The organism is Bacillus paranthracis, assembly GCF_001883995.1.
In the GTDB taxonomy this organism is placed as follows: Bacteria; Bacillota; Bacilli; order Bacillales; family Bacillaceae_G; genus Bacillus_A; species Bacillus_A paranthracis.
On the sequence record NZ_MACE01000069.1, the window covers coordinates 26,402 to 46,899 of the forward strand.

Below are 20,498 nucleotides of genomic sequence, written 5' to 3' on the forward strand. Positions count from 1 at the left end.
ACTTTATTACACATAAAATGATTTTTGGACAAAATTTAATCAATAAATGATATTATCTAAAAATCCTCTTTCCATACTTCAAAAGCCTTATCAAAATATAGTTTTTTAGCTGTTTCATCACTTATTACTTCTGAAACAATAGCATTCCCTTTTTCATCTTTAATGATTTTTATGAATTCTACTTCTTGAATATCTCCTTCACTATCAGGGTTATCCAATAATATAAACCCTGATGTGCCCTCAGCTATAAGGTCACCACTTGCTGCTTCCTTAGTTTCTAAATAACCTGTTATCCATTCTTCTCCTTTACCTTTGTAATTAAAAATGCTAGTTGTCCATCGGTATTTAACTTCAGCTCCCATCGAATCATCCTTTCTGATTGTACTAAAGCTTTGTAAATAAATTTGAAACTGATTATCCTATTATGAATTTATCTGTCACCCTTTATTTTATATATACTACTTTTTAACTTAGGCTTCTTGTGTAACCGTACTTTAGTTCCATTAATATCTAAGTCAATTTTCTCTTCCTCTAAAGCCTCTATTTTCTCTTCATGTTCCTTTTTAATTCTATCTCTTTCTTCTTTTTTCTTAGTCGCTTTTGGACCAATTACGAACAGAATTAAGAATATGCTTACCATTACAACAAAAGTAGTCACTAGTACCTCTCCCCTTTGGCAAAACTTCGTATCATATATTTTTTTAATCTATTAGATTTACCTTGAAATCTACAGGAGAACGGATACTAGCATCATTACACAGAAATATTTTAGAAATTACTTGCACTATTCCTCCTTCTCCTTTTATAAACCGAAATTATAAATGACGCAGTAAGGCCGGTACTAGCAATGTCATTACAAATATAAAAATGGAACTATATCTCAAACTTGAACTCCATTTTCCATATTTGGGATGTTCAAATTTCTTATAAAGCATACCTAATGCTAAAGATATCAAAAACATTAATACAGCTGTTCCTAAAATTATAGAAGTAATTAAGCCCACCATATTACTCATAAAGGTTTGAAAATCAAAAGAACGTGTCGTCAACATTAACACTGGTAGAATCCTTATTAAAAGTATGAGAATAAATGAACCTACTCCAAAATATATAGATCTTTTTTTCCACTTAATATGTTTAAACCATAACGAAGCCCCAAAAACTAATAATGATATTAAAATTACTACAGAAAGTATAAGGAAAATAACATCAAAGAATGCAGGCACACTCGCATGGACTGCACCATCTATTTTATCTCCCCCATCTTTCATTACATCACTGCCGCCATTAAACAAAGAACCAAACCAGTCTACAATCCAATCGGTCATCCAAGAAATATCAAATGGTAAATCTTCATTTTTTGTTTGTGCAGGAGCAGCTGAGTTATACACTTCCAAATTATCCTCCCCCTTAATTGAAATTAAGTCCTTTACTTTAAGTATATAAACTTAACGAACCAAAACTAAGAAAATATCAAATCATATCTTATTTGATAGAAGAACCACACTTTCGAACTTTAGTTCTGTACCTCTTTATTTATCACTAACATTTTTTTATTAGTTAACTTTGCAATATAAGTTTGTATATAATTCCTTTCAAAGACACAAAATATCGGAGTTTCTATTAATAATTCCATTGTTTTTTATCTCATTCCAAAAAAGAGCTGTATAATATGGACGAAGAAAATCTATTGAGCGAACAGATTAATCGCGTCCCATCGGATGCCCTGAATACCCCTAGTAAGGAACAAGAACAAATGCTAGAAATAAAGATATTAACCAAGACCTATATGGCACAGACTTACCCATTTCAGATGTAGATAGAACAACAAACAAAAAATAAATTACAAAGAAAAAACTTAATAACCAGCAAACTAATTTTCCCCATAAAAAATAGCTATCGGGTCAGAAGCACACGTCAAAATAAAGGATTATTTCTACATACTTACTGAAAGAATTCTCCTTCTTCAAATGTGTGCAGGACGATAGCCCGACGGTAACAGTAAGAAGGATTTTCCTTTCTGCGCATAAATAGAAAAACGAGCACCCTATCACTATAAATAGGAGTGCTCGTTTTTCTATTTATCTATTCCTTTTCTGGCCAAATTTTCACGTTTGGTTCTAATAACCACTTGTGGTCTTCCTCCATAATACGATCATTCCATGGGTTATTCTCAAGATGTCGAATCATCCAACAAAAATACATTGCATATCCAGGCGCAGTTGCTTGCGGGTGGTCTAGCTCACCTGGAATTGTAATAAAGCTATTATGTACAACGCGATAAGCATCCTCACCAACCATTACACATCCAAATCCCTGCGGCTTATTAAAGCGATAATAATATACCTCCGGTTGATCATGGTGATGCGGTGGATAACTGGACCATCGTCCTGGATAAGAAATAACTTCTCCTACTACCATGTTAGAATATGCTGCATTGTTATAGTCAAAAATCGTACGAATAACACGCTGGGCTGTTCCCTCTAATAGACCTTCCCCAGCTACAACACTTTGGCACTCATTTGGAGTATACAACTTAGACGCAAATTCTTGGTCATTATCTGTTTTTTGGACAAGCACTTCACTATCTGAAAGAGCAGTAATTGTAACCTTCACATTTTTAGCCACATGTAAACACCAAGGGTTTTCTTCAAAAACAGACTGTCTTTGAATTACTTGTTCCATTCCCACTCTAAACGTATTGTCTCTTCTAGTAAAAGTACTGCTGTTTCATTCTTATTATCAAATAACAACTCTTCTTTTCCATTAGACATCTTATATATACCTATACCCATTAACATATCATTGTATTGACCGTTCATTTCTGTTAATACATTATATCCTTCATTTTTCTATGCAAAATAAAAAAGAATAAGAAGATTCATGCGAGTAAACGCTTTAGAATCTTCCTATTCCTCTATACACCCCCTTAAAAATAGTTGGCTTATTGCTTTGTATTAGATAATCCCCTTTTTCATTAAACTCACATAGTTGTTATCTCCAATGATGACATGATCTAGAAGAGGTATACCAATAATGTTTCCACATTCTTTTAACCTTTTAGTCACTTCAACATCTTCGTGAGATTCCGCACTATGGCCTGAAGATAGCAATAGGTAAGACTTTGAGGTTATCTCCACCTTTTCCCCTGCTCCACACCGTGCATGCAACTTTCATCGCACACGGCATTCCATCGTTTACCTTCTATTTCATTTTCCTCAATCTACTTAGTTTAATTTGAATCCCTAATTTACTTGATTATTTCATTCCCAATTAACAACCTTAGTTTATTCAGCTTCATAAGTTGTTCCTCATTTAATTCAAGAAATTCAAGATACTTTTGGATAGTTTCTACATCTGTGGCATGGATTAGCCGGTGAACATCTCTAGTAATTAGCACTAAGTTGGAATAACTATCATCCTTCGTTTTACTCCATAATGTTTTATGATGGCAATCCATTTCCGTTAGAATCAATTCTTCCCCAGTCACTGCACATTTTCCATTTTGGGCTATAAACAGCGATATTCGATTGTCATTGAATTCTATTGTTGCCCGTTCATTAATGATAGGGTGTTCCCTAATCCATTGAACTTGCCAGTTCGGAACCGACTTTTGTTCCCGATGCATTAGTTCTCGTCCTTCTTTGGTAAATTTATTAACACCATTTTTAGGCATTAATGCTGTTTTTGTTTTAATGAACCCAATAGGAATAAGGGGATATCCATTAATATATCTTGTCATCTTTGATTTTAAATAAGGTTTAATGCCTTTATCTTTGATTGCATAATTGGTTGTTTTTCTCAATGAAAATTGCTTTAATCGCTGACGTTCTATTTGTGTTAATTGGTATTGTATTGGCATCAAACTATTGACTACTTGCGTCGCAATTTGATAATAATTGTGAATGCCAATAACCATACTATTATAAATTCGAACGTTCTTGATTAATTCGTTTCCATTGGGAACTCTTTGCATGAGTTTGATCTGGTCTTTGAGTTGTTTCTTAATCCTCTTTCGTGCTTTTTCTGCTATATGTGATTGACAAACGTATTTTCTGCGGCCAAAACGGTCATATCCTTTTCGTTCCATTTTCAGTTCAAAGCCGAGAAACTCGCTACTTTTCTTTTTCAGATTTGTAATTTGAGATTTCTCCTCAGAAATAGGAAGGTTTAACCGTTCCTCTAGCCACATTTTGCTTGCCATGAAAATCTTTTCAGCATCTAATCGCGTTGTAGTAAAAATTTTAAAATCATCTGCGTAGCGGACAATGTACATTTCTTTTAATGTAGATGTTTTTCTAAGTTGTTGATAGCGATATTGGCGACTATACCATCCTGTTTTCTTATTAAGATAGTCCTTAAGTGTTCGGCACTTTTTACTTTCCCATTGGTTTGCAATCCACCAATCAAATTCATTTAAAGCGATATTCGCCAATAGAGGGGAAAGTATTCCACCTTGCGGTGTCCCTTTTGTTGGATGTACGATTTCTCCATTTGGTAAAACAATAGGCGCTTTTAACATTTTACGTATAATCACAAGTAATTGTTTATCACGAATACCCATTGCCCAAATTTGTCGCATAAGTTTTGAATGTTTCACTTCATCGAAGAAACCTTTAATGTCTATATCCACTACATATTGCATTTTATTATTGTTTATTGGTCCATTACATGCAGATATTGCATTTTCAGCTGATTTTGTCGGTCTAAACCCATAACTATATTTGTAAAAATTAGCTTCACATATAGGTTCCAGTACTTGTAGAATACATTGTTGCGCAATTCTATCCCACATAGATGGAATACCTAATGGTCTAGTTTTTCCATTAGGTTTTGGAATTTCCACACGTTTTACTTTTCAAGGATTATACTGTTTAAATCTTTTCTTCACAATTCCAATAAACTCATGGGTTCCAAGCTCTTCAACGTCCTTTATCGTAACTTCATCGACTCCAGGCGTAGCACTTCCGTTATTCCGTTTAATATTTCGATAGGCGAGTAGAATGTTGTTGTATGAAGTAATGATTGACATGAGGTTTTTAAATTTTTGTTTATCCTTACTTTTTGCATAAAGTTCATCGAAGATTTCAGTCATGCCATAATAATCAGCATGGCGTAACCTTGTATTTTTCATTCTAGGGATCTTCTTAAAGTTTTTGTTCAAGGTATATCACGCTCCAATCTTGGCTCGTGACCTTTTTAGTCATACGAGAATCCTTGAGATGATTGAGTTGAAATAGTTTAGGCGAAACGACTTGAGGCTATTGTTCCATTTCCATTACAGAAACTTTATCACTCCTGCCTCTACTCTCACTATCATAAAAGGAAGTTATAGATATATTCCTTTCCTCCCTACCACTTCATAGAGTGTGTACTCTCCATGTTGATAGCTTTCCACGTTCCCTTAACTCTATCTATTCTTAACTTAGGTGCTAGCTCTTGCCTGACGTCCTCTCCATCGCCTGTAACGATGCATGGAGCTTTCGAAACCACCATACTTACTCGCCCACGGAACGCACTTGAAGTTTTCATCAAGTCTACTCATTTCTAAGTAGTTCCACTTACAGACATTTCATTCGCTAGTTCGTCAGTGTTTTACCACATTCTCACCATATTAAGTTTTTCACGACTCCCGACCTATCAGTTGTACCAACCACCTCTGGTTAGCTTTCGGTTATTCATGAGTACTACGACAACTTTCAGCCGACTTCACCGAGCTTCACACCCTATTCTTATACACATTCGAATAACGCATGTCGGAGTATTAGAGTAGGCATTTCAAGGCGTTACCCTATCATTCTACCTATCGAGTTAAGAGTTCACGACTCTCTTACTTGCCATAAATGACGTTCAGACAGCGTGCGTAACCTTTTCAGTTAGGAACGTGTCGCACGGTGATTGTGAAAACATATAATAGAAGATGCATTGTTTAATATTGCCGTGCGGAAAGTTTCCCTTGGATGGACTAACGATGAATCAACAGTTCCTTCAAACACAATGCTACAACCAATAATTTCATTCTTTGTATTTAAGTTAAATACACCAAAAATTTCATTTGGCCTTGATTCTATATCAAATATAATCTGTGCAAAGCGTACAGCATCCGCTGGACAAGTAATTTTCTTTTTCTCAATATCATAAATTCGATTACTATCTTTTACCAACTTTACAGATTGAACCATAATTTTCTTACCCATGCCCTTCTCCTTTCGAAATAAAAAAGACGAGACTGCTTCTCTCATCTTTTTCCACCTTCTTTTGTATTTTGAAATTCAAAATTCTTACTTCCTTATTACATTTCTTAAAAAGTTAAGACATCCTATCACATCCTTGTTAGTTCAATACTTGTCCTATTCCTACAACGCAAAAAAACCTCTCAGGAATACATTCGTATTACAAATTAGCGTATATGTTTTATACACTTCCTTGTAATGGATCGTAAACCCGAAAGGTTTGTGGTTATTTAGGAATGATTAAAAAGGAAAAAATTTCTTGAGCTTATTATATAATAAGCTCATTTCTATTTCAATTAAAAAAACAAAATATTCATACTTTTACAAAGGAGATTTGATTTCTAAAATAAAAGACACCCAAATTCAATTGAGTGTCTTTACAAAATTATTTAACTTGTTTTTGTAGAATTTCTTTTAATTCTCGCACAGTCTTGGAAAATTCATCAATTCTTATCGTGCACATTTCGATAGTTTTTTCAGTATTGATAACTTCCCACACAGGATGAATAACTTCTCCCTCCTGTTTCGGATACAGCAATATACATCTTTGAACTTCCTTATAAGCAGTTACATACGCATACATTTGATAAATGTCACTCTGAACATAACTAATTCTTCCATTATTTGTTGCACTTTTCCACTTCGTATCCATGATTATCATATTATCAATCACAAAATCTGGTTTTAATAAAATGTTCTGGCGTCCACTCTTCTTGTTACGTAATAGCCTCTTCTCTGCATGTTGACTGATTATTTTATTATTACCAATAGCCTCTTGTAGTGCTACTTCAATATATTTTTCAAACAACATATTCATTTGAAATAAGAAAGAGAACGATGATGCTCCTCGCCCTTTACTATAAATCGTTGCTCGCTCAACAATTAGGTTAGCAAATAAAGCAGCTTGACGAAAACGTTCATTCCGTCGGTTAAATGTAATGCTTTTTAATTCCTTCTCTGTGAAATGTACTATATCCACAGTTTCTAAGTAGCCTAAACAGCGCTCAAGATAAAGTTTTAAAGTATGTATTTTGGTATGCTTTTTTACAATGAGCAATGCACATTTAAATAACTGGTTTAAAGAGTTATTTTCCGTATATTCATCAAATGCACAATATGCTTTTGTTTTTTGAAATATATTCTTATAAATGTGTTTACTAAGCTCGAGCTTGCCACGCAGTGTATTTAAATTTTCTTCATGACGTTCGTATGTTTTATAAGTCCCTTTTCTGAGCTCATTTAGCAAACGGGTAAGAAATGTAGCAAGAAATGCCGTAAGCAGTTCACCTCTATCTTCACCATTTAGTACTTCCTCATAAAATGAAACCGGCAAAAAGCCTGTAATTGAAAGCATTCCTAGCAATGCCTTTCGATCGTCAATAGGTGTGATTTTTATTTTTGGTATAATTTCATACCGCACATCAGAACATTGTATGACGCCAACATAATTAATAAAGCGAAGTCGTTTATACTTTTGATCAATCACCTGTTCATTTGGATATTTTTCTTCAATATATCGTATAAGCTCATCAAATTGTTCTACTGTAACGTCGTTTTCTGTAATCCAGTCATACGCCTCACGCACTATAATTGTCTTATTCATAAATCGCGATTAGCTCTTGCGCTGTTAATTTTCGTTTTACTCGGTACAGTGCAGGAATATAAATAGATGGCTTTTGTTTAAACAGTTCATTTATATTAACTTCTTCTTTATAAACAATATATTGATCTTCCTTTGAGCTCCCAATTCCACCCAAAACAAGACCAATCTTTTCCCAATCATCATAAAAATACTCTTGTAAAAGTGGAATGATTTTCGTTTGAAAAATAGCTATAACTTCATTATCTGTTTTCGCGTTTATAAAATACGCATGCCCAATCATATGATCACGATCGTACAGCACTTCAATCCTCCTATTAATAACAGAAAGCATTTCAGCAAGATCAATTTCATCACCAATCGATTCAAGAAGATCCGTATTTGGCATGATTTCTTCAAACACAAAGCGACGGCGTAACGCTGTATCAAGCAGTGCAATTGAACGGTCGGCTGTATTCATCGTCCCTATTACATATAAATTGGGTGGTAACGTAAACTTCGCTTTTGAATAAGGTAGTTCAACAATCAATTCATTACTTTGTGTTAAACGCTTATCCTCTTCTAGTAACGTTAACAGCTCACCAAAAATCTTAGAAATATTGCCTCGGTTCATTTCATCAATAATTACAACATGTTTTTTCGCATTCGAATAATCAAACGAACTGTTTTCCAACAATGCCTTTTGAATAATTGCCTTTTTCTCTTCTACTTCAACTTCAATTTTTTCTTCGTCTTCTACTGTATCTTCCATTTTTTCTAATATCCAATTTAGTACAGACCAATATCTCGTCTGATTACACCCACCAATCGCCTCACGAACAAACATAATATTATTCTTCCAATCAATATCATGCTCCTGAATATAACGATAAAGGCTTAGTAAACGATTCTTTGAAACTATTGAACTAGTTTTTACATCTTCACTCGTTACAACGATATTATTTTGCTCTGAAATGTATGAAATGAAATTTTTCGTTCCTGTTTTTGATTCGAATTGAATATTATTCTTCAAGCCATTTTCAACCAGGTAATTATAAAGTTGCTCAAAACGAACTTCATTCGAAAATTCCTGACTTGTACTTTGAATTCCTTCATACATCGCTTCAAGAGCGGCTTTTTTCAAAATACCATCCGTTGGCACAAAATTCCCTTTTCCATCAGATTTCAATCCTTCTATAAAATCTTCATATCCATAGGACTGATGGAACGTTACAAGATGAATTTGTCCTTCTTTTGTTAAACGTGAAAACTCTTGTTGCAATGCTTCTCGTCCATCTGCCTTCAGTTCCTCATGTGTTTTTTTATCGATTAATTCAAGAGCACGTTCAACAATTTGATATGTTTTCCCTGTTCCAGGTGGACCAAAAAATACATAGTTTCTTGGATCTGAGTCTGACACTTCATTAGATTCTTGGAGCGTATTGCTAATTTCCTTTCCCTGCATAAATACTAAGTTAATTACATTCTTATTTTTTACTTCATTTAATGTACTCACACTGCGGTTTTTCATACACTTCTTTATCCGAATACTTAATTTCTTTTTATATGGTTGCCTGCGCCTTATGTTTACCTGCATCCAATTGTGTATACGCTGCGAACTGATTACACTCTTCTTTGCTATATACCTCTGAACAATTCTCATCGATCTTCGGCGTAACTCTTTCTTTAGAGTTGGAATTCTCCTTTCATACACCATTTTTACTATCTTCCTTAGAAACATTCTTTGTCTTTTCTTTTGTATCTGTACAACCTACAACCATAGCAGATAGTCCAAGACATAAACAAACAATCTTTATCTTACTAACTTTCATAAATACTCCCCTTTTCCCTCCATCTATATTTGACCTATATAAAAAAGAAAGAGGCTACAAGACTCCCTTTCTTTTTTGCTAACTTGCCGTCATCGCCCAGTTTTTTTGTTATCGCTTTACACAATCACAAACTTCATCCCCACTTTAAATAAATTAGTGTAGCAAGGATAAGAAGTACCGCCCACATATATATATTGCCCCTCCAGACTTTTCACCAGCACCACCTTCTATAACCGTTAGACTTACACCACCCTTTGTTTTCATAATGGTTTTTTGACTCAAATGATAATCTCTTGAAACGACAGTAGCCTTTACAGGGTTTCTTTTAAAATACCCATCGCTTAACCCCATTTCACTTGGTGATAACTTATTTTGTATAACTAATTCATACTGTTCCTCACTTACTTTACAATGCTCTGCCTCTTCACGATATCCCCTAGCCAAACAAAACTCGATTGAATATTCTCTTGCATCCCTCTCAACTTCACAATTTAAGTATTCACGCGCGGAGCTGTAAGTTGTATTAAAGTATAAATCCTGAAAATATATATACTGATAAGCATACCTCATCTCATGAGAAAGAATCGAGATTAAATAATAGTGATCAACTATATAGACATGATTCCTGTCAGCATGATAAAAGCCCCCAATACCACCATCTAACGCATAGCCCCTCGGATATATTTTAACTGTTGGGTAAACCTTTAAATTTCTTGCAATAATGTCATAATTTTTATATAGCGTCTTTATAGTAAAAGCATCCAATTGACCTACAATTTGAATTTTCAATTGCCCATTACCTGTATTATTGAGCCATTTAAATTATTAAATTTGAAACTCGTATTATTTTTTTGTAATTCAATGAATCGATTGGACACGATAATTAACCCCTCTTTATATATACGTAATCAAAAACATATAGTTTTAATTACGTTCAAAAAATCTAAATATGCATAATTTCATCTACATAAAATTATATAATGATATATACCCTAACAAATTATCTCCCTCATTACAAAGCAGTTTAAAAATAACGTCGATAAAGTATACAGCCCTTTGATAGAAAAACCTCGAAACCCTTACAGCGTAACGAGGTTTTCAATCGTTATTTGCATCTATGTATCTTTGAATTTCTCTTAGCGCTTCTTCCTCTAAATCGTACTAACTTTCGGACAGATTCACTGGCAAATGCTTTTTTCATCAAAAATATCATGTTTTTGAAGGATATCAATAACATTGTGTTTTCCTGCTTGTAGAGTTTTATTCGTATGTACATTACCAAAAACAAGTGCTTCCTCATTATCATCCTTTATACATATCTTCATGCATTTCCCCATTCGAAAAGAGCTGATTTTACCCTCTTATGGGTGTATCGGCCCTTTATTATTTAAAGCGCGTAAGGTATCTAAACTTGTTTAATTTATGTAATTTTTCTTGATGATATCTTTTACATTATTGATAAGGAACGCAAGGAAGAAAACTGCTAGGATACCATTTATCCAGTAATATGTATTTCCAGAGTTAAATTTATTATAAAAAGAATTGACATTAAAATATAATAGACCCGCTGAAAGGACGGTAGAGATTACTAACATACCAAAACTTTTCATGATGCTCACCTTCATTTCGAACATTTTGATTTTTATTACAATTATACATAAAAATGGGGGGATTAAAATGTATGCAGTATCCCATCGTTATCAAGTTAACAATACATTCTTCCTCAAAACAAAAATAACGACTAAATACACACTTCGTTGCTACTTCAGAACCTTAGATTGATTGACATGCGCCATTACCTATAAGAGACCTAATACTCCAATGCATTCAAAGTTTTATATCTTGAGGAAATGGAGTTCCCCTGATTGATAAGTATATCTAAATAAACTAAAATATAGATTGCAGAAGGGGGAATTGTTGTGAAAAAAGTTATGGCAACAGTTTTAGGTTTGTTAATTGTAGCAAGTGGGTGTAGCTCAAAAATGTATGATGAGCAAGTTGATTCAGGTAAAAAGGCCATAGAAAAAGGGGAATATGCAGATGCTGTTAACTCTTTCGAAAAAGCTGCAAAGGATAAATCAACAGACGAAATTCAGAAATACATTCGATTAGCAAATGATATGAAAGACAGCGCTACTGCATTAAAAGAAGAAAAATACGAAGTGGCAATTGCAAATGCTGAAAAAATTACGAAAGAAAAACGGATGATAAAATATTCAAATCTGCAAAAGAACAAGCGGATAAAATCATCAAAACCGCTAAGAGTTCTCAAGAACAACAAGAATCAACAAAGAAAGAAATTCAATCGGGGAAAGATTTATTAAACCAACAAAAATATGATGAAGCCTATCAAGCTTTCAAAGCAATAGCTGATAAAAAAGAATCACCACAACTTGTAAGTGAAGCAACAACATTAATGAATGAAGCGATTACATCGAAGAAACAACATGAAGATGAACAGGAAAAGGTAAGAAAAGAGAAAGCAGAAAAAGAACAAGCTGCGCAAGAAAAGAAAAAAGCGGAACAAGAACACCAAAAAACAAAAGAAGAAATTAAGAAACAACAAGACACAGTCACGGATAAAGGTGAAATAACTGAACACGAGGCTGAAGACCTTGTACGACGACAATTTAATTTCTCAACAGATGTAGTAGTACAATATAATAACGACGATGAGAATGGTAATTTTGTTATCCAAGTGTATGAAGATCATCCCGATCATACAGCTACATTAGGATGGTTTGCTGTAAATCCAAAGACGAAAAAAGTTACTAAAATACAATTATAAAATTGAACAAAGAGAAACATTCGAATAAAGGACTTCTATTACTTTACAGTAAAATAGAGGTCTTTTTCATTACAATGTGAATATTGTCAACTCATGTGCTTCCTCTCTTCCTTATAACTTTTATTTTGAAAAACAAGAAAATAATTCTTTTTTCTACTCCCCATATATTAGTTTGGAAACTTATCTTATCAATATTTAAGTAACTGTTTATATTCAAATAAAATATTATCAAATCTAGTACTCTTTTTCACATGAAACATCTAAATTATTCTTTATTACTTATGGTACTTCACCTCATGTATAAAATAATTTAAATCATCTTTTGATAAAAAATAAAGAAGTAACAAATTTAAAATTAAGACTAAGTGAAGCAATTGCTGTGAATGGGAATGTAGATTCTTTTGAAGTTAACAATAACAAGGTACACGATAACAACATCAGAATTGTTCTTATTGGACATGAAGAAATATATCCAGTAGCTGCTTTAGATCAAGCACGGAATGGAATTGTTCGTAACAATATCGCTCATTACAATTCATCTTTCATTAATCCTAGTTATAATGAAACTTATCAAAACGCTCAATTTTTAAAAGGACCTAGAAATACATATATCGGAAAATCAATGAACAGACTACAAATCCAGATGTGTCTTGATAAATCAACTGGTAGAATTATATCAGTATTTCTAATCTACTAATAGAAGGATAAACACCTACGAAATATATCTCTAAATTTTGTAAAGAATCTTTTGATATATTACTGATTAGCTTACCTGAAGAAATTTCTTTAGTTAGTGATTTGCCAACCTATCTTGTTTACTATCAATCAATTTTAAAAGAAATTCTTTGTTTAGGGGATACTTTAAAATCTTAAGTTGATGGGCATGTACAGTCCCCTACTAATATTCTTGCTTTTAAATCATTTTCAATATATTATATAAATATGGTAATATAGGAATTACGGTATACAGAAAGGGATCCAATCTATTTGTAAGATTTAAATCCTTTTCAAAGATAAAAAAATTTCACCAAAACGTAATATAATCTATGCTGGTCTTTTTAAGATGTATCTAATAAAAACACATTTTTTATCAATACAATTGTGTTTTCAATATAAACGGAAAATTTTTAATAGACGTTTATTTACTTTCAATAATAAGAGCTAGTGTTCTAAAACATAGAGAAATAAGGCACTATACATAGCATCTGACAAACTTGAGAGGTTTTGTATGTAGTTTGCTCATCACAGATAAAAACAAAAGAACCTTACCTATCTAGGCAAGACTCTACTAGTTTAGTTATATAATATTTACATAACAATTAAGAAACTAAAAACATATAACACCAAGTAGCAGAACCCTAATATTCCTCCTACAGCTAATACCTGTTTAGCCAAACTTTTAATTTTCAGATTACTGTAAATCACTTGTACTCTTTCCATATTTCCTCCTATTAGGGAAAACCCTTAAAGACTCACACCTCGCTATGGTACCATTAAAGAATGACTAATAGGACCTAATTTTTGTCCAAACGTATAAATATGCAATATTGCATACAAAAACGTATTGTTATAAATGTAAGCGCTTACTATAATGAGGTTATAAAGATTCACACATCTTAATACAAAAACAGAGGAGAGAATACTATGGAAATCGCAATGGCAGTTTTAAAATTTATTGGTGGAGCAATCCCATTAATTCAAGAACTTCTAAAAGCATTTATGTAATTTCATTCTTTAGCAATTCTTTATAAATATTATCATACAAATGATCTGTATATCAAAAATGAATTGATTTACAGATCATTTGCGTGAGTAAGGTCCCTTGAACATGATCGAGGGGCTTTTTTAAATTTTTAAATACTTACGATTACGTCACATCAAAATCAAGTTAGCAAAACAAAAATACGCCACCCTTTCCTAGGAAGTAACTCGTTCATTTCTTCTTCGAATAGCTTTTTACATAGAAAAAAGGCCTTGTAAATTACAAAGTCTTTTTTCTTCTATATAAATTTATAACTTTCATATTAGTATTAGTTAAATCCCCCCGCCAGGCTCTGTATTAGCTAGTGCTCCTGTATTCTCATGTGATTCTAACTTCGGCGCAGGGAAATGTCCATGAGTATAAGTTGGAGCTCCTCCATGATCCCCATCAGCTTCTAACTTAGGTGCAGGCGCGCCTCCTATCGCCCAAAAACACCTTGATGACACCGAGCAGAATACAGCCTGCAGCGACAATCCTAGCTAAGATGATCTGCAGTTGTAAAGTATTGCCCGGCAACCCCTTGTAGTCAGTTGTGCCACTCAGTGCCTCTGGCCAACGTGCCATTGCATACCCCGCCAATGCAAGCGGCAGGAAGACGCCGATCCCGAAAAGTGAGATCATGACGAAAATCTGCTCGTATACCCAGAAGTCGGCGGCACCTGCTTCTTGATCCCGTATCATAGCTGCAGGGCCCAGAAACGGTGCAATCAACAGCATGGGAGCGAGTAAACCGGTACCAACCCAAATAACCACGCAGGTAGCCGCTCCCCCAACGGCCTGCAAAACGCCATTGCAAGAAAGATACCAATTGCAGCGAGAACGGCGGTTACTGCGTTTATAATGCGCCAACTAGCGTCACCCATTTGCTCGGTTGGAAGGAAGATACCAAAAGTCCATACGATTTTGATCAGCAGGTAAGGTGCTACTGATATTGCGGCACCATAACCGCAGATTCTACGCAACCTCATCAATCTGGAATACTTCCTCTCTGCACTAATTGTCATCTTCTAAGCTCCTTTATAAGCTCTAACTTACTTTGTTTCATAATTATTTATTCACAACTATCCTAATGCCTCTAACGCTTTTAAACCTTTCTTGTACAACTTTCAATTATTTATATTTCCAAGACTTATATTAGTTCCTTCCTTACATAACATAGTTACTTTAGATTATCGAAAAAAAATATCATAACTCTAAATTAACTTCGATTTCCCTTTGAATAATCCCCTCCTTAATTCCATTAAATGGCCCGATTGTTGAACAGAATGACTCACATTTTTTTAAACAACTTTTTTGTCACTTTACAACAAAATTAAAATATTTTTAAATCGTAAAAAGGAAATTGAATTTTTTAACAAAAAATCAATTTCCTTAAATGATATAAAAAAAGCACTGCTGAAATCTTCAGCAATGCTTTCCCATTAACCGTATATGATAATGAACGTCTAATTTTTCTACTCATGAGTTCTGTATACTCACATATATTTATTTTATATTTAAGATACGTTCTATTTCCTTCACACTCAACTTACTTGCTTTTGCAATAGTTTCAAGTGGTACACCAATTTCATGCATTCCTCGGATCATCTGCATCTTACCTTGCTCAATGCCTTTTTCCATGCCCTCTTGTTCTGCATGTGCTAGCTTGGCTTGTTCATCTAAAAGCAATTTCTCTCGAGCTTCGTACGCTGTTCTAAAAGAAGAATCATGGCTCATATTTTCCCATTTATTTATTGCCTTTTGTAAAATTGGATCTTGATTCATCGCAATCTCCTCCAATGTTTGAGTTAAATGTTCATCTTCATGCGCTGGTAATAATAACATCCAACGAACAAATGTATTTTCCCACGGGTTTACTTTTTCTTCACGCCATTGTTTTACCAATTTCGGTATCTCTACAAAATGGATTTCAATGTCGTCACTTAGGAGTTGCTGCATTTTAGTATTCCATAATTGTCCGATGGTATGAAATGCATCATCCTGAGAAAATAAAATAAAATCTAGTAAGTTAATGGTAATAGTTTTCCGAAGTGAACGATATGGCATTCCTTCTTGCATTTGGGATGTATAAAGTTTACTCCAGTAATATAATGATCTCTTTACCATATCATGTGTATTTCGAAGCTGAATTTCAATATTCACTTGCGTTCCATTATCTAGCGTTGCTAATAGGTCTAAAATCGATAACTTATCATCTTCATAAGATTTATGGAGATGTGGATCATCTAATTGTAGCGAAGTAATAGGTGCATCTAAAGATTCCTCTAAAATTGCATTTAGGAAACCCGTTAAAATTTCCTCATTTCCTTTTGTTCCAAATAACTGTTTAAAAGCAAAATCAATGCGTAAATTCACTAATTTAGTGGACATGGATTTCCTCTCCCTGTCTATATCATATCTTATTACTATTGTACATAAAAAAAGGTAGCACATGCAAACAGGCTCTTATGTTATCAGATTGTCTAAACCTATAAAAACCTATGATTCCGACAAAATGGTATTTTTAATTCCAGATGCACCTCTATTTCTATATCTAATTCCTCATTTTTAACAGCCTTATATACATTCTTTAAATGCTCAATTTTTTCCAAGGCGCTTTGTTTTAAATATTCTTCGGCTCCTACTATTTTTAAATTAATATCTCCCTCATAAAACACTTTATCTTTATAACATTCCCTATAATATTACAATTTAAAGAGAAACTAAAAACTCATTTCATCATTTTTCTTTTCTGAATTCCTACTTAATATAACTAGTTTTAGTTGTTCATAGATTTTCTGTGTATCTGGTGTACTTTCAGCTTGTTTACGCTTACGTTTTACTGTAGTACCATTTTCCACTATTACATCATCTTTAGTTTCTGCGATCATTTCCAGGTGTTTAAGTACCTCAATATGTTCTAATCCCTCCATTCCCTCTGACTCTTTAACTTCATCTGCATCATCAATTATTTCTAGCTTTTCTGTTTTTATAATTTTCTCTTTTTCTTTTTTTAGCTCAATTGCTGGTTTCTCTTGTGACCTGCTCTCTTTTTCTATGTTAACTTCAGAAGCTTGAATGACCTCTAAAGGTTTATTTTTAACATTTACTTTTTTATTTGCTTTTGCTATAGCATTTTTCACTTTCATCGCTCTTAAAGAAGAGGATATTTGATTTAGTATTCTTCCTAACCCATAGAAACGAATTGCTTCAACTATGACACCCATTATAATTCCAAAAATCCATGAATTCGAAAAATATCCAACTAAGCCAAAAGTTATAACTCCTGGTAAATATAAGCTGGCATAGGCTATTAAGTTAGGTATAGCTTTTTCTACTGTTAATTTGAAGCTATATTTAATTATTAAATATATGGTACTTAACCCCACTATCAAAACAGCCAGACTTATTAGCAAATTTTTAAAAGTTTCACCTATCATTATAATTATCTCCCTTAATGTTTTAATTTTAATAACTCATAGTGTTTTCACATTACAAATTAACAACTCATCGCACTCTCTTTATTGAAAACCTTTAAATAATGGGACCAGCTTAATTGTTTTTAAATATAAAAAAAACCTTTCAGGTATATGAATAATTGCAAGCAATTCAGCTTTACAAAATCATAGCCCCGAAAGGGTTATATTAGTAATTGATTATGAAAAGTAAAAAAAAAGAAAGTCTTATCTATATAATATCTTTAGTTGTCTTAATTTTCAATATATAATAGTTAGTTCTCCTAATCGATAAAAACAATAAATCATAATAAAAGAAATGTTTTTATGATTTATAAACATATTTACTTTTTCACTACAACTACCAAGTTATTTTTTCTTCATATTATGTTTTTTTGTTATAATATTATTAGGAAATTCTAGTATAGAAAGAATTGTATTTGATGACAGAAGTTGGTCTTGTTCTAGCTGGTGGTGGGGGCAAAGGAGCCTATCACATAAGTGCTTGGAAAGCATTCAATGAATACGGTATTAGTGACAATATTTGTGCCATTTCAGGTACATCTGTTGGAGCTTTAAATGCAGCACTTTTCTCCCAAGGTGATTACCGTTTTGCAGAAACCATATGATTAAACATAGAACCCAGTCAAATTTTATCAATTGATACAAAACAATATATATCCAAAATGGTAGGTAGTAACTACTTAGCAACTTCTATAATGACTCCGTTAATAAAATTAGCAAAAAAAGTATCAAAAACAGGCGTTTTTTCTCGCAGTGATATTTTAGAAATTATTAATCGATATATATATAATTATATATAGAAATCTACAAAAAATAAAATTAGATATATTTCAAACAAAAGTTAAGTTGTGCATATCGATTCATCGTTAGAACAACAGAGAGCTGCTTCAGCATATTTACCTGAAGCAGCTCTTGTTATCTCAAAAATGGTAATGATGCTTGCTGAATGCTGCTTTGAGTTGAGACATAAAATGATTTTGCAAATCCCTCATTGTGAATACATTCATCTATTACAAGCATTATAGGAATCTTTCGTAAGTCTAACATTAGCTCCTTTCTAACATATTCTGCTAAAGCGAGATTAGATATAGATAATATAAAAATTCCTGGTAAACTCTTCGTGTTTTCGAAATTCAATAAATTATTTGGTCCATTTTGAATTTGATCTTCCCAAATTCTCAATCTCGATTTCAAATGTTGTGCATATCGCTGACCTTGTTGTACCCTTTCAAATATGAAGTTTTGATTTCCAATTGGAGTTTTAATTTCTCCAACAGCAATTGGATTATATCCCCTACCAGTACCTTGTAGCTTCGGATACCAGCACCAATTTTTTAATAACTGTTGGCCTACTGCAAACTCATATTTTATCTGATTCATAGTGACAAATCTCTGTACACCCGCCACCCCAAGTTTTAACCACTGCTCTGGCTTTAATGAATAGTTTGTATTACGGTTATGATAAGCCCACATCATCAAATGACCTGCAGTATTTAGCGTAATTGGAGCAGAGGTTTTGGGTTGATCCGGAAATAGCCCCGATTTTATCTCCCATCTACTAACAAATCCATACAGTACTAGCTTTTTCAGCGATTCGGAAACCTGAGACCTACTAATTTTAGACTCCACAAAATTTTTAATTTGAGCTTCAGTAATTGCTAATGAATCCCAAATAAGCTTTAGTATTAAATTGTCTTTTTCATTTATAAAACCTGAATTAATTCTGTCATAAATACTACGTAAATCTGTGAGTGGTTTGAATTTATCTGGAAGAATTGGTCCCCCCTGTAAAGAGGGGTCATCCCAAAGTGATAAAGATTGGTCCCTATTAAGCCAATATTGAACCGCCTTTCCATTCTCTTGTACGGAAACCTGCGGCGCACTCATTAGTTATATAAAAACGCCGTTGGGTCGTTAACTTTTTTGCGTCCAAAAGGAAACTTGAAGATAACCCCCGACCCTCTCTCTTTTTCTACATCCACATTCACAATTCTCATACTAACTACTTCATCCAATACTGGCTGTTCGATTGTTTTAGGGACAATTCCTTTAATTGTGCAGCCTTGGTCCAATTCAACAAAAACTCCAAAACGCGGGTCAACATTTACTACCCTTCCAACGATTGTATCTCCTTCAGCTAATTCAGATAATAACTGATAAGGGTTTTCCACTGCTGCTTTTCTAGAAACGTGGATTAATCGTTGCTCCGGATTAAATTGTAGAACCTTGACTGGAATGCGTTCACCAATAGGTGCATAACGATCCACAGCATTTTTATACACTCTTCCATAGTTTAGTTCATGTAATTTCATGAAGCATTCGGCACCATTGATGCGTAAGAATATAGTTGGAACCTGAGCATTCATATTGTATCCAGTTACTTCTGCTTCGTAGGTTGGCTCTTGCAGTCTATCATCTTGCTCCAATTCTATTAACTCACGAATTAAAGCATCTGCCGATCTCCTACTTGCTTCTTTTACTGATACCTGAACTTTATTAACATCCAGTTCATCAGACATCTGAGTGATTACTACATTAAAAATATTACCTGTGAATTGTGTAATACTTCTAAAAGAATAATCTGAGAAGTCTTCTTTTTTACAAATACCTATAATTTTACCGTTTTCAAGGGCAAACTCAGCGTATTCAGTATCTGGATCTTCTTTATCATGTCTTTTAACCGTTCTCAATACTGCTTGAATTGGCTCTTTATATCTACGTAGTGCCTGTAGCTTTTCATAAGTTTTTGAATCCATAAAAATATCTCCTCTCCCTCGTTCAATATTTATAAAATTCAAAAATAATACTTCTACTTGAATTATTGATACTTTTAACTGAGAAACTAA

The 20,498-nt window shown here is 33.4% G+C and carries 18 protein-coding genes and 8 pseudogenes; 5 read left to right on the forward strand and 21 right to left on the reverse strand.

Annotation, left to right across the window (positions count from 1 at the left end):
- Positions 1–56: 56 nt before the first annotated feature.
- The 14 genes and pseudogenes from BAQ46_RS24105 to BAQ46_RS24160 form a co-directional block, all read right to left on the reverse strand.
- Positions 57–362 carry a hypothetical protein gene (locus BAQ46_RS24105; protein WP_000500630.1) on the reverse strand — a complete coding sequence of 102 codons (306 nt, stop codon included), beginning with the start codon at positions 360–362 and terminating at the stop codon, positions 57–59.
- A gap of 68 nt (positions 363–430) precedes the next feature.
- The gene (locus tag BAQ46_RS24110; protein WP_000206847.1) at positions 431–658 is read right to left on the reverse strand and encodes a hypothetical protein; all 228 of its coding nucleotides are present in this window, start codon (positions 656–658) and stop codon (positions 431–433) included.
- Between the two features lie 157 nt (positions 659–815).
- Positions 816–1,415, reverse strand: a complete 600-nt coding sequence (locus BAQ46_RS24115) for a hypothetical protein (protein WP_078437645.1) — start codon at positions 1,413–1,415, stop codon at positions 816–818.
- 670 nt (positions 1,416–2,085) lie between these two features.
- Positions 2,086–2,822 (reverse strand): annotated as a pseudogene (locus tag BAQ46_RS24120) (5-deoxy-glucuronate isomerase).
- A 135-nt stretch (positions 2,823–2,957) separates the two neighbouring features.
- Positions 2,958–3,104 (reverse strand): annotated as a pseudogene (locus BAQ46_RS24125) (JAB domain-containing protein); the annotation flags it as partial.
- Between the two features lie 146 nt (positions 3,105–3,250).
- Positions 3,251–5,164 (reverse strand): annotated as a pseudogene (gene ltrA / locus BAQ46_RS24130) (group II intron reverse transcriptase/maturase).
- A 188-nt stretch (positions 5,165–5,352) separates the two neighbouring features.
- Complete coding sequence (locus tag BAQ46_RS24135) at positions 5,353–5,532, reverse strand: hypothetical protein (RefSeq protein WP_000858402.1); 180 nt, start codon at positions 5,530–5,532, stop codon at positions 5,353–5,355.
- Between the two features lie 347 nt (positions 5,533–5,879).
- A pseudogene (locus BAQ46_RS24140) lies at positions 5,880–6,197 on the reverse strand (JAB domain-containing protein); the annotation flags it as partial.
- A gap of 421 nt (positions 6,198–6,618) precedes the next feature.
- Positions 6,619–7,836 (reverse strand): McrC family protein, encoded by a 1,218-nt coding sequence (locus tag BAQ46_RS24145; protein WP_001044030.1) that lies wholly within the window; start codon positions 7,834–7,836, stop codon positions 6,619–6,621.
- A complete protein-coding gene (locus tag BAQ46_RS24150; RefSeq protein WP_013142322.1) occupies positions 7,829–9,529 on the reverse strand; it encodes an McrB family protein in 1,701 nt (566 codons plus the stop codon). Before BAQ46_RS24150 ends, BAQ46_RS24145 begins: the two co-directional genes overlap by 8 nt.
- Positions 9,519–9,644 (reverse strand): hypothetical protein, encoded by a 126-nt coding sequence (locus BAQ46_RS31465; RefSeq protein ID WP_255829288.1) that lies wholly within the window; start codon positions 9,642–9,644, stop codon positions 9,519–9,521. The genes BAQ46_RS24150 and BAQ46_RS31465 overlap by 11 nt, the downstream gene beginning before the upstream one ends.
- A 153-nt stretch (positions 9,645–9,797) precedes the next feature.
- Complete coding sequence (locus BAQ46_RS24155) at positions 9,798–10,433, reverse strand: hypothetical protein (RefSeq protein WP_000701548.1); 636 nt, start codon at positions 10,431–10,433, stop codon at positions 9,798–9,800.
- A 389-nt stretch (positions 10,434–10,822) separates the two neighbouring features.
- Positions 10,823–10,969 carry a hypothetical protein gene (locus BAQ46_RS30455; RefSeq protein WP_000686580.1) on the reverse strand — a complete coding sequence of 49 codons (147 nt, stop codon included), beginning with the start codon at positions 10,967–10,969 and terminating at the stop codon, positions 10,823–10,825.
- A 90-nt stretch (positions 10,970–11,059) separates the two neighbouring features.
- The gene (locus tag BAQ46_RS24160; protein WP_000834518.1) at positions 11,060–11,254 is read right to left on the reverse strand and encodes a hypothetical protein; all 195 of its coding nucleotides are present in this window, start codon (positions 11,252–11,254) and stop codon (positions 11,060–11,062) included.
- 309 nt (positions 11,255–11,563) lie between these two features.
- On the opposite strand from BAQ46_RS24160, the gene BAQ46_RS31210 reads away from it, so the two are divergent.
- The 4 genes and pseudogenes from BAQ46_RS31210 (at position 11,564) to BAQ46_RS31220 (ending at position 14,157) form a co-directional block, all read left to right on the forward strand.
- Positions 11,564–11,968 (forward strand): COG3014 family protein, encoded by a 405-nt coding sequence (locus BAQ46_RS31210; RefSeq protein ID WP_013142321.1) that lies wholly within the window; start codon positions 11,564–11,566, stop codon positions 11,966–11,968.
- 92 nt (positions 11,969–12,060) lie between these two features.
- Positions 12,061–12,432, forward strand: a complete 372-nt coding sequence (locus BAQ46_RS31215; protein ID WP_013142320.1) for an axoneme-associated protein mst101(2) — start codon at positions 12,061–12,063, stop codon at positions 12,430–12,432.
- Positions 12,433–12,736: 304 nt separating this feature from the next.
- A pseudogene (locus BAQ46_RS30210) lies at positions 12,737–13,060 on the forward strand (DUF5123 domain-containing protein); the annotation flags it as partial.
- Between the two features lie 911 nt (positions 13,061–13,971).
- Positions 13,972–14,157 (forward strand): annotated as a pseudogene (locus BAQ46_RS31220) (hypothetical protein).
- A gap of 309 nt (positions 14,158–14,466) precedes the next feature.
- On the opposite strand, the pseudogene BAQ46_RS31225 reads toward BAQ46_RS31220, so the two are convergent.
- From BAQ46_RS31225 to BAQ46_RS24200, 5 genes and pseudogenes are all read right to left on the reverse strand, one after another.
- A pseudogene (locus BAQ46_RS31225) lies at positions 14,467–14,616 on the reverse strand (group-specific protein); the annotation flags it as partial.
- Positions 14,605–15,198: pseudogene (locus tag BAQ46_RS24185) on the reverse strand (hypothetical protein); the annotation flags it as partial. The pseudogenes BAQ46_RS31225 and BAQ46_RS24185, both read right to left, overlap by 12 nt.
- A 481-nt stretch (positions 15,199–15,679) precedes the next feature.
- Positions 15,680–16,564, reverse strand: a complete 885-nt coding sequence (locus tag BAQ46_RS24190) for an Rpn family recombination-promoting nuclease/putative transposase (RefSeq protein ID WP_000104998.1) — start codon at positions 16,562–16,564, stop codon at positions 15,680–15,682.
- 98 nt (positions 16,565–16,662) lie between these two features.
- The gene (locus BAQ46_RS30350) at positions 16,663–16,851 is read right to left on the reverse strand and encodes a hypothetical protein (RefSeq protein ID WP_000499123.1); all 189 of its coding nucleotides are present in this window, start codon (positions 16,849–16,851) and stop codon (positions 16,663–16,665) included.
- 45 nt (positions 16,852–16,896) lie between these two features.
- Positions 16,897–17,613, reverse strand: a complete 717-nt coding sequence (locus BAQ46_RS24200; protein ID WP_000578901.1) for a hypothetical protein — start codon at positions 17,611–17,613, stop codon at positions 16,897–16,899.
- A gap of 458 nt (positions 17,614–18,071) precedes the next feature.
- Here BAQ46_RS24200 and BAQ46_RS24205 point away from each other — a divergent pair, with 458 nt between their 5' ends.
- Positions 18,072–18,257 (forward strand): patatin-like phospholipase family protein, encoded by a 186-nt coding sequence (locus tag BAQ46_RS24205; RefSeq protein WP_000141146.1) that lies wholly within the window; start codon positions 18,072–18,074, stop codon positions 18,255–18,257.
- 310 nt (positions 18,258–18,567) lie between these two features.
- Here BAQ46_RS24205 and BAQ46_RS24210 read toward each other — a convergent pair whose 3' ends face one another.
- Complete coding sequence (locus BAQ46_RS24210; RefSeq protein WP_001275788.1) at positions 18,568–19,539, reverse strand: hypothetical protein; 972 nt, start codon at positions 19,537–19,539, stop codon at positions 18,568–18,570.
- Entirely contained in the window at positions 19,539–20,408 is an 870-nt protein-coding gene (locus BAQ46_RS24215; protein WP_000377610.1) for a S1 RNA-binding domain protein, read from the reverse strand. Before BAQ46_RS24215 ends, BAQ46_RS24210 begins: the two co-directional genes overlap by 1 nt.
- Between the last annotated feature and the right edge of the window lie 90 nt (positions 20,409–20,498).